Source organism: Deltaproteobacteria bacterium IMCC39524 (genome assembly GCA_029667085.1).
In the GTDB taxonomy this organism is placed as follows: Bacteria; Desulfobacterota; Desulfuromonadia; order Desulfuromonadales; family BM103; genus M0040.
In genome coordinates, this window is the sequence record JARUHJ010000001.1 from 264721 (window position 1) to 277901 (window position 13181).

Annotated in this window: 9 protein-coding genes; 6 read left to right on the plus strand and 3 right to left on the minus strand. The window is 49.0% G+C overall.

The features are described 5' to 3' along the window. Nucleotides 1-76: 76 nt before the first annotated feature. Both P9J64_01225 and P9J64_01230 read left to right on the plus strand, forming a co-directional pair. Nucleotides 77-907, plus strand: coding sequence for a PA2778 family cysteine peptidase (locus tag P9J64_01225; protein MDG5466938.1), 831 nt, complete (start codon nucleotides 77-79; stop codon nucleotides 905-907). Between the two features lie 162 nt (nucleotides 908-1069). Continuing rightward, nucleotides 1070-2056 carry a glucosaminidase domain-containing protein gene (locus P9J64_01230; protein MDG5466939.1) on the plus strand — a complete coding sequence of 329 codons (987 nt, stop codon included), beginning with the start codon at nucleotides 1070-1072 and terminating at the stop codon, nucleotides 2054-2056. A 277-nt stretch (nucleotides 2057-2333) separates the two neighbouring features. On the opposite strand, the gene P9J64_01235 is transcribed toward P9J64_01230, so the two are convergent. Next, nucleotides 2334-2636 carry a PilZ domain-containing protein gene (locus tag P9J64_01235; GenBank protein MDG5466940.1) on the minus strand — a complete coding sequence of 101 codons (303 nt, stop codon included), beginning with the start codon at nucleotides 2634-2636 and terminating at the stop codon, nucleotides 2334-2336. 456 nt (nucleotides 2637-3092) lie between these two features. Next, nucleotides 3093-3455, minus strand: coding sequence for a response regulator (locus tag P9J64_01240; protein ID MDG5466941.1), 363 nt, complete (start codon nucleotides 3453-3455; stop codon nucleotides 3093-3095). Nucleotides 3456-4366: 911 nt separating this feature from the next. On the opposite strand from P9J64_01240, the gene P9J64_01245 reads away from it, so the two are divergent. Further along, nucleotides 4367-4696: a cytochrome c gene (locus P9J64_01245; GenBank protein ID MDG5466942.1), complete on the plus strand. Its 330-nt coding sequence runs from the start codon at nucleotides 4367-4369 to the stop codon at nucleotides 4694-4696. Between the two features lie 228 nt (nucleotides 4697-4924). Here the strand turns inward: P9J64_01245 and P9J64_01250 are convergent, their stop codons facing one another. Then, entirely contained in the window at nucleotides 4925-5578 is a 654-nt protein-coding gene (locus P9J64_01250) for a hypothetical protein (GenBank protein MDG5466943.1), read from the minus strand. Between the two features lie 180 nt (nucleotides 5579-5758). On the opposite strand from P9J64_01250, the gene P9J64_01255 reads away from it, so the two are divergent. From P9J64_01255 to P9J64_01265, 3 genes are read left to right on the plus strand one after another with little or no spacing between them, the layout of a single operon-like run. Next, nucleotides 5759-7573 carry an autotransporter assembly complex protein TamA gene (locus tag P9J64_01255; protein MDG5466944.1) on the plus strand — a complete coding sequence of 605 codons (1815 nt, stop codon included), beginning with the start codon at nucleotides 5759-5761 and terminating at the stop codon, nucleotides 7571-7573. Then, nucleotides 7570-11487 carry a translocation/assembly module TamB domain-containing protein gene (locus P9J64_01260; protein MDG5466945.1) on the plus strand — a complete coding sequence of 1306 codons (3918 nt, stop codon included), beginning with the start codon at nucleotides 7570-7572 and terminating at the stop codon, nucleotides 11485-11487. Before P9J64_01255 ends, P9J64_01260 begins: the two co-directional genes overlap by 4 nt. Before the next feature lie 56 nt (nucleotides 11488-11543). Then, nucleotides 11544-13082, plus strand: coding sequence for a M48 family metalloprotease (locus P9J64_01265; GenBank protein ID MDG5466946.1), 1539 nt, complete (start codon nucleotides 11544-11546; stop codon nucleotides 13080-13082). Nucleotides 13083-13181 lie beyond the last annotated feature (99 nt).

The following is a 13181-nucleotide window of genomic DNA, read 5'->3' on the forward strand; positions in this document are numbered from 1 at the left end:
GTGTAGTGTGCTTACAGGATGTAGCCTTACCCCGCCGGGTTACTTGTCCGAGCGTTCTGGAAGACCAACGAAGGCCATGGTTGAAGATGTGCCTTTTTTTGCTCAGGATGATTTGCAGTGCGGTCCGGCAGCTCTTGCGATGGTTTTAAACTGGAGCGGGGTTACTGTTAAGCCATCCGAGCTATCTTCCGAGGTCTATACTCCCGGTCTCAAAGGCAGCCTACAGAACTCCCTGATTGGATCAGCCCGCAGGCATGGTCGGGTTGCATACCCCATTGAAGGCATTGACGCACTGATAACCGAGATATCGGCCGGCCATCCAGTTATTGTTCTGGTCAATCTCGGTTTATCCTGGTATCCACAATGGCACTATGCCGTTGTCATTGGCTATGATCAAGAGAAGGAAGAGGTTCTGCTCCATTCAGGTCCTACGGCCAGGGAAGTCATTAGTTTTTGGACCTTCAATAATATCTGGAAGCGTAGTGACTACTGGGGGCTTTTGGTCCAACCTCCAACCCGACTACCAGCGATTGCCGAAGAAGATAAGTGGCTTAGTGCCGTCTCGGGGTTAGAGAAGGCAGGGCAGTGGCAGACTGCCGCAACCGGTTATATGACAGCTTTGGAAAGATGGAATAAAAGTTTCATCGCCTGGATGGGCCTTGGTAATAGCAAATACAATTTGCATGAATTCGACTCCTCTGCGAATGCTTTCTATCAAGCGATACAGCTTCAACCTGAAAATGGTTTAGCCTATAACAATTTAGCTTATGTCTTGGCGGAACAGGGTAAACGGAATGAAGCCTTGAGCGCTGCACAGCGTGCTGTAGATCTTAGTGGCCCATTTCAAGATACATTTCGCCAAACATTAGATGAAATCGAGGGGATGAAAACGAAAAAAGAGGAATAGCAGAAAATCCATCTTAAACCTTGTAAAATAGAAAGGCCATCTGGAGATGATCCAAGTGGCCGTTCTTAAGCTAAGAGCATAACTTCTGTTTGAGATAGCATAAGCCCAACTTTGCCAGCATAAGTTATCATCACAAGAGCACAGCATAAGGATGGTTCATTTATGAAGGTCTCAACAGTGCGTTTGACGGTGACAATATTCGTAGTGATCGGCCTCCTTGGATTCCAGATTGCCTGCGATAGCGCAGAACAGAAGGTCGCTCCTCCTTCCGGAGTCTCCTCAGATCGCCCGTTTGAGCGCTTCGAGTTCGATTCTGGAGCGCAGCTTGAACAGCTCATTAATGACCTCAACTACACGCCGGAGACGTGGCAAGCGGGCATTCGTGAAGTGCCCAGACTATACATCACCAACATCCCCCCTCGCTGGCGTGACAAGACCTCCAAAGAGCTTGACGTGTTGACCAAGAAACGAGTATTTTTCCGGCTTCTCGGGCCCCTGGTTTTGCACTCCAATGAACTCATTCAGGCCGACCGGGACCGTGTCCTGTTAATCATCAAAGCGCTACAAGGAGGTGATGAGGTCAGCTCCGAGGATCAGACCTTCTTGCGCGAGACAGCGGCTGCCTACAAAGTGATCGAGGGCGACGCTGATTTTGCTGATCGCGTATTACAAGACAAGCTACTTCGTCGTGTCGACACATTACCACCGTCTCTAGTGCTAGCCCAGGCTGCAGAAGAGAGCGGCTGGGGCACCTCCCGTTTCGCAGCTGCGGGGAATGCATTGTTTGGTATGTGGACCTGGGATGATAAGGGCGTCACGCCCTTACAGCAGCGTTCTGAACTCGGAAACTACAAGATCGCCTCATATGATACACCGCTGGAGTCAGTTGTCGCCTACATGCATAACTTAAACACTCACCAAGCCTATAAAGGGCTGCGGGCACGGCGAGCTGAGCTTCGTAAAACGGGAAAAAAAGTGACTGGATGGGAGCTTGCAAACACGCTAACTAAATACTCCGAACGTGGCCAGGCATATGTCGACTCACTTCACTCACTGATGAATGTGAATAAGCTTCAGCCAACGGATGATGCCTACCTCGGCGACGGGCCGACGATTCTTCTCATCCCTGTCGGGGAAGGTGCCAATTAAGTTGCTTGCCTCTGGGGCCAGGCGTTGTGGCTGTAGAAAGACCCCAATCATATAAATCACGACTTCTGGGAGGGAAATCGGCTTATTCTTGAGAGGTTAATACACAAAACTATGGCCACCAGGGCTCGATCCTTGGTGGCCTTTTATTGTTTATCAGGATCAGTAGTAATTCTGCTTTTGGCCCAATCCGTCTTAATACTTCAAAACGATGCGAGATAAATAGTAAAGCCCCAACCGGGGGTGGCTGGAGCTTGGTGGTAGAGCTTAAAGACTTTGACTAAGACGGGGTAGACACAAAAGAGCAACCCATAACCTGATCTTTTTGCCAAACCGGTTTGACGACTTCCTTGGTGAGGGGAAATGGGATAGCCTCTACAGAGTAACCGAGGACTTTGAGTAGACTCTTCTCAGAACAGAGATCGAGTTCTTTGGGATGAATGTTCAGTTCGAGCCGAACCCCACCTTCGCTTATATCAATAATCTGCGCACTAAAAGTCTTTTTGGTGCCTAGCATTTGAAGCATGCAAGCACCTTCTTTGATTTTGTACCTTTCAAACTTTCGGGTCTTGTCGGTACTCATTTTCTTGTGCGTCCCAACGCGATAGCCATTGGGAGCAAGGTCCTCAGGGGCTTCTCTACAAAAATCAATACTGCATTGTAAGCGTCGACAAAGTGTATGCAAAGTCCCTTCACAATAACTTTCCACAAGCAAACGAGATTGTCTATCGCTCGACTTGTATCGATAAGTTTTGTAATAGCTACAGTCTTTAGAATGTTCGCAGGACATAACACCTCTTAAAATAAAATTAAGCTTTTGGAAATTTAAGCTATTCAAACGCCTTTGTGAAGTAAAAATCATTTAATTATCTATAGTTAACTCTCCAGGAGTGTATCCACTCCCTAGTCACTAAAAGCCAATAACAAGTTTCTCCATTTTTGAGAATGATAATCTAGACACGCCCCTGAGAAGTTTCGGAGAAGAAACCCTGCCTCGGTGCACATTAATGAAACACTCCTTGAACACTCAAATTGTCACTTAGCAGGCCAGAACCTTCTTCGTATTGTATATCAGGCTTGCTTGGTGGACGGGTTTAACAAGGTAGTCAATGGCACCGTGTCTCTTCGCCTCAACCAGTGACTTCAGGCGAGGACTGCCTGTGATGATTACAATTCTGCAATCTGGCTGAAGAACTTTGAGGCTCAGAATTGCTTCAATACCATTCTCAGTGCCAAATCCTATGTCCAGGAAAAGTAAATCAAAAGACTCTTGCTGCATTTGCTTGATACAAGAGGTTAATGAGTCTGCTGTTTCAACGTGATACCCCTCTCCTTGTAAAAACTCAGAGAAGGTGAATCGAATACATTCTTCGTCATCAGCAACCAGGATATTTTTTTTCATTGATACTCACTCTTCAATTAGTCGGAAGTTCTATAGTTCGCGTTACAGGCAGAATAGATAGAGCAATGCTCGTGCCAGTGAAAAAAGTTGCGCAGATGAGTGAGCGTGGATCTTTGAAAAAGGTAGTCTTACCGATGCTTTAACTGGTTCCCTGTTGATAAAATGTAAAATTGATTTTGAAATTCGTTGTGTGTCAGTAGTGTCTGTATGTCACAGATTGGGAAAGACCTTGGCACAGCTATGGCCACCGGGGTCCGATCCTTGGTGGCCTGTTGTGCTTGTGGTGCGCGTTTGCACAGTTCATTTTCGCTCTACTGCGATGAGCATTTTACGGGATCACACGTATATTTCTCTTGAAAGAACCGATACATTGACAACAATCAAAGACTTGCTGTGGCAGGCGGGTCTGAGACAAGCTTCTTCAAAACCTCCTAAAAATATAAAACTTGCCCCACCGCTCTCTACCTCCTGGGCTGTGGGGCTATTTTTTTGGTATGGTGAAGTACTCATATCATCTAGTCGGAGGGGACTAGAACATGAATGAAAAAATAGAGATTTTAGTGCTGATTGTTATGTATGGGTTTATGTTTTTTGCGGGCATAAAACTTCTATTATTTATGTTCAAAAAATAGAGAGCAGGGCATTGATTCTCATCCTCCCCACGGATGTCTCTCAGAAGTCACGACTTCTAAGACGAAATTCATCTTCTGATTTATAGAGTCATATAGGAAGTTATTTAATCCTCAAAAATATGGCCGCCCTGGTAACAGGCGGCCTTTTTTATTTTCGGGTTTCCTTGAGATATAATTGCTGCCAAGTTTTAGGCTAAGCACATGAAATTATTTTGTTTTGTGCATAATCTGGATTGTTGTTAAAACGTAATTCAACTTTTGTTTTGTGGGGGGGGCTAGGTGGATCGTTTATTTCTTTTGAGTATCGTTCTTTGTAGCGGATTGGTAGTACTTATTTCATGTGCCCCCAAACCCTCCAACGACATCATTGCACCTAATCAAAAAACTAAAAATGGCATATCTCTTTATGAAGAGTATTGCGCCAGTTGTCACAGACTCTTCGCCAAAACGACCAAACCACAACGTCGCATTGGTCGTCTGCGTTCATCAATTGAGCACTTTCCCGCCATGAATAATCTGGATTTTCTGAGTGATGTGCAACTTGAGGCCATTGCCTCTGCATTAGCTACGATCTCTACAGAATATGCGTCCAATAAAAACAAACGCTAGACATCAGAAGAGACAAGCTGACTTATATAGCACTCAAGGGACTATTCCTGTAAACCACGATTTAGAAAAAATGATTGTCTTGCGTATAGGCTTACTATAAGTCTTGTTGCAACTCATTCTGGCATTACCTGGGGATATTTAGTATTCGGCGGGCGCGGAACAAAATCAGGCAATGTCTGTCAGACCAAGTTTAGATTACTCCATTTAACTTTTGTCTCTGTAGCTCACTCAATGCAGCGCCCGGCCACATCCTTGTAATATCTTCCCATCCAAAACGACCTTAGCTTTGCTGGAAAATTCCTCTCCGCTCATCGAATCAAGGCATGACTCTCCAGAAATAATCAAACTCAGCTCATGGCCGGATTCTTTGGACTGATATCTTGTAATCCTGCTGTTCTTGTCAATCTCAGCTTTTGGTAATCTAAACTCATGCCGTGTTGAACCGTAATCGGTGATCAGAATGATGCTCTTCTGGCTGCGAACTTCCAAGTGCCAGCCTGGTTCATTGCCAACCGCTCGGTAATCAGCCCCGTTGAGCTTGGCGTGCTCCCAGATAGCCCGGCGTCGATCGTTTTTGCAGCCGAGATGTTTTACGCCAGAATTCTCAAGTGAAGCCTCCTGCCCATCTATTTGAAAGTGCGTCTGATCGTTACGGTAAGAACCTGGTTCGGTATATGGTAACTGCACTGTCCCTGAGGGAAGGAACAACCACGCCTCTGTGTTGTCGGTTCGAGCGACAAACTCAAGGGTATCACTACAGGCGAAAACAAATGTTTGCCCAGTTGTTTGAAAAGAAGAGGCAGTTGGTACCTTTGAGGGGGCTGTTGCACAAGCACCTAAGAGTAACAATAATAGTAAGCTTGGTCTTTTCAGGGTTGGCATTTTCAATCGTTTCCTTACCTGCACAAAAGGGCCCTTTCCCGGAGCCGCTGTTTATAAGAAAATCAATAAGTTCTGGTTCTATTTTCTTGGAATTCTGGCTGATAAGGTTAGAATGTCAAGTGATGTTCATTGTATCAACTGTAACCTCTGAAAATGACCACCTTTATCGGATCCCCTTGTATGCGTTTGCCGCAAATTAACGAGACATATACCTCCCTCTCTTCGTTGTCACTGAGGTGGAGTTGTCTTCTGATTTTACTCTTTATCACGACAATGCTTTTTGTCTCGCCGGTTTTCGCTGCGCCAGCAAGCGTAGAAATCCAGGTCGTTGGTGTAAAAGGAGCACTGAAGGATAACGTTGTTGCCGCTCTAGCCCTTCCTTCAGGAATCGTGCGTGGGGGAAAAGTCTATCAGCGTTGGCTCCTTCGTTTTGTTGATCAGGTTCCTGAGCTGGTTGAAACAGCACTTCAGCCTTTCGGTTATTACCACAGCGACATCAAAGTCGAGTTGAAGGAGCAGGGTGACTCTTACCTTGTCAATGTGGAGATAAAAACAACAGCGCCCGTAAGAGTTCGATCCCTTGACCTGTGGTTGGTTGGCGCTGGAGTCGAGGAGAAGGAACTGCAGAAAGAAAAGCGTTTATTTCCTCAGCAGTCGGGAGACGTCTTACACCATGAAACTTATGAAGACGGTAAAAAAGCCCTCCGCCAGAAAGCGATCGACCTGGGCTACCTGAAAGCAACCTACAAAAAGAGCCGGGTTACTGTGCATGCCGAAGAAGGGGCCGCCGATATTGAGATGACCCTCGACACCGGGCCGCTCTATAAGTTCGGTCCAGTCACCATTGAAGGCGGCCTTGATCGTTTCGATGAAGACTTTCTGCGTCGCTTTCTCTCCTTCAAAACGGGTGATACCTTCTCACATAAGGAGCTGCATCGCACCCGTCTCAACTTCTACCAGTCCAGTCGTTTTAAAGAAGTCGCCATGGAACCACTGCTCAATCAGGTCGAAGACCTCGCGGTCCCTATCCATGTGACCTTGGTTACTGGCAAACAACAGCATTGGCGCACGGGCATTGGTTACGGAACCAACACTGGCGCCCGGGTTTCACTCAACTATGAAAACACCCAGGTGAGTGAGTTGCCTCATGTCTATAACTTCGACGTCCTTGCCTCGGAAAAAGGCCAGTCTCTTGAGACCCGCTATACAATCCCTCTCTCCGGACATGTCGAGAACAAGTTGATAGGCAAGTTGGGCTATATCCGCGAAGATCTAAGCGCCTACGAAACAGAGATTTACTACGCTGAGATGGAGGTGAAACACGGCTTTGATAATGACAAAATCGGCTCTGCTTTTCTGCGCTACTCATTTGAGGAGAGTGATGTCGGCACCGATGACAATCAATCAAAGCTACTGATCCCTGGCCTGCGCTTTTCCCATCGTTCTTACGATGATCTGATCAATCCCAAGAAGGGTTACCAGCTTCGATACGAAGCACGCGGCAGTTACGATGGGCCTCTGTCTGATATAACCTTTGGCCAGGTGATCGCTGCCGGCAGCTTTATGTGGCCTCTCGGTAAACGATTGACCCTGCATAGCCGTGCAGAAGCAGCGACCACCTTCTATAAAGATGATTTCACCGAGCTTCCAGCGTCCCTGCGTTTCTTTGTCGGCGGCAATAACAGTGTTCGTGGCTATAATTATAAGTCTCGTGGTCCGGAAGATGAAAATGGAGATGTTATCGGTGGGGACTCGCTTCTGGTCGGAAGCCTGGAGTGCGAGTATGCTTTGACTGATGATTGGGGACTGGCGGTTTTCTATGATGTCGGCAGCGCTTTTGATGTCAGCGATAAAGATCCTGAGTTTGTCAGCGGCGCGGGGGTCGGTGTGCGTCGTTACACTTTGATCGGTCCGATCAAAATTGACCTGGCAACGCGCGTCAGTGAGTCCGGGAACAAAGTGACCCTCCATCTGAGTGTAGGTTTCGATATATGAGACGCTGGATTCTTGCCATATCTGTGCTGAGCCTCTTTTCTGGCCTGGCCTTGACTGCTTTCACCGGATGGTTGCTCAGCACAACGGCTGGAGCGGTCTGGCTGCTTGATACAGTTGCATCTGCCGCAGGAGCAGAGGTGACAAGCGATCGTGTCGAAGGCCGTCTGGCTGATGAGCTAATGATTGACACCCTTGTCTTTGCCTGGCCGGACACCCAGATAGAGGTTCACAAAATCAAGCTCGATTGGGACCCTCTCAGCGTCTTGGGGACGTCTCTGCAGATCCATCTTCTTGAAGTCGATCATTTTATCATTCGTGATTCCAGCCCAGAAAACATAGCGGACTCAAAGGACCAGGGCAGTGAAGGGGAACAGAGTGCCATCGACTTCTCCGTTGATGACCTCAGGTTCTTACCGGCCTGGCTGGTCCTGGAGATAGAAGAACTTCGCTTTGAAAATTTTATCCTTGAGGATTCGACGGGAGCAGTGACCATCTTCGACTCCATTTCCGGGGCATTTGTCGCCTCTCGGCAGCAGATTGTTTCTTCTGCGTTCAGCTACCTTTCACCCTTCGTTGATTTTAAAGGTCACTTTGACTGGGATCTTGAAACACCTCACCTGGAGATGATTGCGGACGTTCATCTGCCGGCAGAACTGGTCGATCACCAGATGTTCAAAGATATCGATGTTCCGGTTGATTTCCCGGGCGTCCTTTCGCTCGACGGCGACTGGAATGATTTCTCAGGGCCGGTCAGCTTTGGAACAGAGACAGAAGATTTTTCGAAAGTTTGGTTGGCGGCTGATGCACAAGGTTCCTGGCAGGGCATCAACTTTGATAATCTGCATGGCCATTACCTGGGAGGCCAGCTTGCAGGCGAGTTGGACCTCTGGTGGATTGATTCCTACCGTATTCACGGCAAGATTCTCGGTACCGGCCTGAACCCCGGCATTTTCCTGAATGATCTGCAGGGGCTCGCTACTCTGGATATCGCGGGTGAGCTTTTTGTTCCTTATGATGAAACACCTCTTACTGCCAGCATCAGTGCCAAGGTTGTTAATGGCCAACTGCGTGGCACAAACGTTTCCGGAGGTCTGGCGCTTGATTGGCAACACGGTGATTTGTATGAGATTGCCATCGATTTAAGTAGCGAGGACTCACGTCTGTTCATGCAGGGTAAACCTGCAGAACGTCTTGATATTGATGCGTCCACAAACGACCTGAGCTCGATCTACGCGGGCCTCACCGGGAGCTTGAACAGCTCGGGTTGGCTACGTTGGTCGGAGGGTTATCTGACCGGGGAGCTAAGTGGAGCAGGTTCTGATATCGCCTGGCATGAGGCTTCGTTAGAGAGCTTCACTTATCAGGGCCGCCACCTGGCAAAACAATCACCGATAGAACTCGTTATTGATGGCGAAGATTTACATCATGAGTTCATGCAGGTTGAGCAGCTGCATGCAGAAGTGTCCGGCTCTTTGCAAGCACACGATCTTTTACTCGCGATCAATGACCAGACAGCCAGGCTGAAGGCCAATTTGACAGGCAAGTACCTCGATGAGGCATGGAGAGGGCAACTCCTGACATTGACAGGTGAATCCTCTCGGCTCGGTTCCTGGTCTCTTAAGGAGCCATCAAACCTGGCATGGAGCGATGAAAGTTTCACCCTTGAGAATTTCGTTCTTGAGGGTTCAAGCGGTGGCTCTTTAGCGCTGGCAATCACAGACCTGGGTGCCTCCAGGGACTCAAGCTTGTCCCTCGACTGGTCCGACGTACGCCATGATTGGCTTGAATACCTGTATCCTCCCTTTCCTGTCTCCGGCAAAAGTTCGGGACAGTTCGTCATGAAGACAGTCGATCAAAAACCGGTCTCATTAATGGCGCAGCTGTCGGGAAATCTCAGCCTGCAAAATGATTACTCTCCCCTCGAGATTCCTTCTGTCACCCTCAACCTGGAATGGATTGATACGGGCCTTGGTCTTTATCTTTTAGCCAAGACAGAGGCAGGTGAACACATTGAACTCAACGTGGCCTCCACGCAACCACCAAGCTTAGAGGAGCTGCCTGAACAACTCTCTTTGGCGATGAATTGGCAAGATATTGACCTGAACCGTCTAAGCCCACTTCGCGAAGGGTTGCAAGTTCAGGGAAGCAGCCTCGGGCGTGCCGATTTTGAAATTCTTGACGGGGCACTGCAGCAGGCCAAAGCTGACTTCACAGCAGAGGCAAATATGCAGCTGGGAACAAAGGTTTTCGGTTTCAGTGCTCTGAATGCCGCTCTGTTCTGGGAAGAAAACAACTTTCACTCAGAGGCACAGGTCAAAGGGGTTCATGATGGCCTGTTGTCTGTAAAGATGACTTCGTCAGCAGACCCGGCTTACCGCTGGCCGGTCTCAGGCGACGTTGAGCTGTCGCTTGACAATTTCGACCTGCGCTCCTTAACGCCTTTCCTGACCGATAAGGTTGATCTTGTCGGCTTGATTCGTGGCAGCTCCAGTGGCTATTGGCGTGAGAATGGCGACATTGCCTTCCGGGGGGAGTTCGGTGCCGTTGATGACACGATAGCCTGGAAGCTTCAAGACGGTCAGGTGGCTGGTGCTTTTCAAGGTGCTGAAGTGGATTGGAATTGGCAGGGCAGTCACCTGGAGGGACAACTGGCGTTGCAACTGGAGTCAGGGGGCGATTTGCACGGCCGTTGGCAGCTTCCCTTCTCAGCCCATTGGCCATTCGATTTTAAAACCGACGGGCCGATCACGGCTGACCTTAAAGGTGGCGCGCAACTCTCCGAAATCATTCCATTCTTTGCTTCTGGTGTGCTCCAGGATGTGCGGGGAGAGGTTACCAGTGATCTGCGTATCTCCGGCTCCTTAACCTCTCCACAGTTTTCGGGAACCCTGGAGGTGTCAGACGCAGGCGCTTATCTGCCATTTACTGGAGCCACCATAGATGATCTGTTGTTGCACATATCTTTACAAGATGATGAAATTCATCTCGACAAGCTGCTTTTAAAAGCTGGAGAGGGGGAGCTGCTTGGCTCAGGTCTCGTAAAATTTGATCAATGGAAGCTCAAAGATTACAGCTTTGAGGTGTCGGGAGAGCGTCTGCATCTCTATAATTTCCCTGAATTACAACTTTTCGCCAGCCCTGATTTGAGATTCAGTGGAGATTTATCACGTTCGGAGGTAAAGGGCAGTATCCTGATTCCTGAGATGAATCTGATTGATAAGTCAACCGGGGAGCATTCCGTCCCCAGTGATGACGTCGTCATCTCAGGACAAGAAACTGATGAACGTAAGAAATTACAGTTCGATACGGATATCCAGGTGATTGTTGAGCTTGGTGAGAATGTGAAGGTCAAGACCGAAGGGGTGGAAACAAGGCTTGAGGGTGGTGTCACAATTACCAGGGACGAGAAGCGACATCTGGCAGGTTGGGGCGAGATTCGCCTGGTCGGCGGCACTTACAAGGCTTACGGGACAAGCCTGGCGATCAAGCAAGGGGTGATGAGCTATTCTGGCGATCCTCTCGTTAATCCCAAGCTACGGGTCTTCGCTGCGAGAGATGTTGGCAGGGTCCAGGCCGGAGTCCATATTACGGGTACTGCACAAAACCCGGTTGTGTCCCTGGCTTCAAATCCTGCTATGCCAGAAAGAGATATCCTCGGCTATCTCTTCATGGGCAGGCCTATCAGCAGAGATAGCGAGGAAGGTGATGCCCTGGCTATCGGCGCTGGAGCTCTTATCCCCAACTACGGTGGGGCCTTTGCCGATTATGGTATTGTCGAATTAGATCTCGATGGTTTACTGAATGATAATGGCGGGGTTCGTTTCCGCAAGCGTCTGTCCGAATCCTGGGAAATCAGTTCGACCTTGGGCACCGAAAGCGGTATTGATCTGTTTTACATCCTTGACTTTGATTGATACCAGGGAAACTCTGTTGAGGTATGATGTCAAATTAATAAGCAAAGGATCCAGTCATGCTTGCAAAACTTCTCCCTTATCTCTTGCTGCTCTCCATCATCACGTCTGGTTGCGCCATTAATCCGGTCACCGGGGAGAAAGAATTCAACTTTGTCTCCCAGGACACTGAACTGAAGATTGGCGCTGAACAGTACGCACCGAGTCGTCAGATGCAGGGTGGTGATTATTTGACCGACCCTCAGATCACGGCATACGTGAGCAGCGTCGGCAACCGGATTGCCGCATTCAGTGATCGAAAACTTCCTTACGAATTCAAAGTTATCAACGATTCTACGCCCAACGCCTGGGCCTTGCCGGGTGGCAAGATCGCGATCAATCGTGGTTTGCTCGTTGAACTGCAAAGTGAAGCCGAGTTAGCCGCTGTGCTCAGTCATGAGATTGTGCACGCAGCCGCTCGCCACAGCGCCGAGGGGATGGAGCGGGGCATGCTGATGCAAGGCGCTGTGATGGCTGCCGGGTTGGCTGTTGGCGGAACTGGTTATGCAGATTATGTCGTTGGTGGGGCTGGTCTTGCCGCCAACTTGATTAACCAGAAGTATGGCCGGGAGGCCGAGAGCGAATCTGATTATTACGGGATGAAATACATGGTTCGCGCCGGGTATGATCCGACGGCTGCCGTCACCTTACAGGAAACTTTTGTCCGGTTGGCCGAGGGTAAAAACAGTAGCTGGTTGGAGGGCTTGTTCTCCAGCCATCCTCCTTCACGGGCGCGTGTGGAGGCTAACCGCAGGACACTGAAAGAATTTCCACCCGGTGGTGAGGTTGGGCGGGAGCGCTATCGGGCCAAGATTGCTTCCCTGCTCAAGAATAAAGCGGCTTACGATCATCTTGATGCCGGCCGTAAGGCCCTCAAGGCCGGCAAGACCGACACTGCCCTGTCTGACGCAGAAAAAGCCCTTGAAATGGAGCCTCGCGAGCCTCTGTTCCATTCTTTACGTGGTGATGTTCGCTTTAAACAGAACCGCTACCAGGATGCTGTGATCAATTATGATCGTGCGTTGCAGCTTAATAATGATTTCTTCCTCTTCTATCTGCAGCGGGGTTTGGCCAACGAGAAGCTGGGCTATGGTGACAAGGCCTACAATGACCTCGAACAGAGCGTGAAGCGCTTGCCAACCGCTCCCGCGATGAAGGCCCTGGGCGACATTTCACAAGCCAGAGGCAATCACCAGGAAGCAAAGGCCTTTTATCGCAACGCTGCGGGCTCAAAAACTCCAGACGGAAAGGAGGCTCTGGCCTCTCTGATCCGTCTGGACCTGCAGGACAACCCGCAAAATTACCTCCCTGTGCGTTTCGGCCTTGACAGTCAGAAATACCTAGTCGCCCAGGTTGATAACTCCACGAATGAAACCGTTACCGATGTTATTGTCAGCATTGAGTTTATTGATGCCAGAGGTCGTCGGCAGCAAGCGCAATACAAAGTCAGTGGACACATTGGCCCGGGCAAAAAGGCTATGGTCAGCACCGGGATTGGTCCTGATCCCAAGATCTCAAATGTTAAGGGAGGCGTGGTTAAGGCACGTCTGGGTCCTTAACGTTAGGTTTTTAATCTCATGACGGGGATCAGTTTTCTCGCCTCAAAAAAACTCTCTCTGTAGGGTTCTTTGGCTCAGCTTTCATTGTTATTGTTTTTA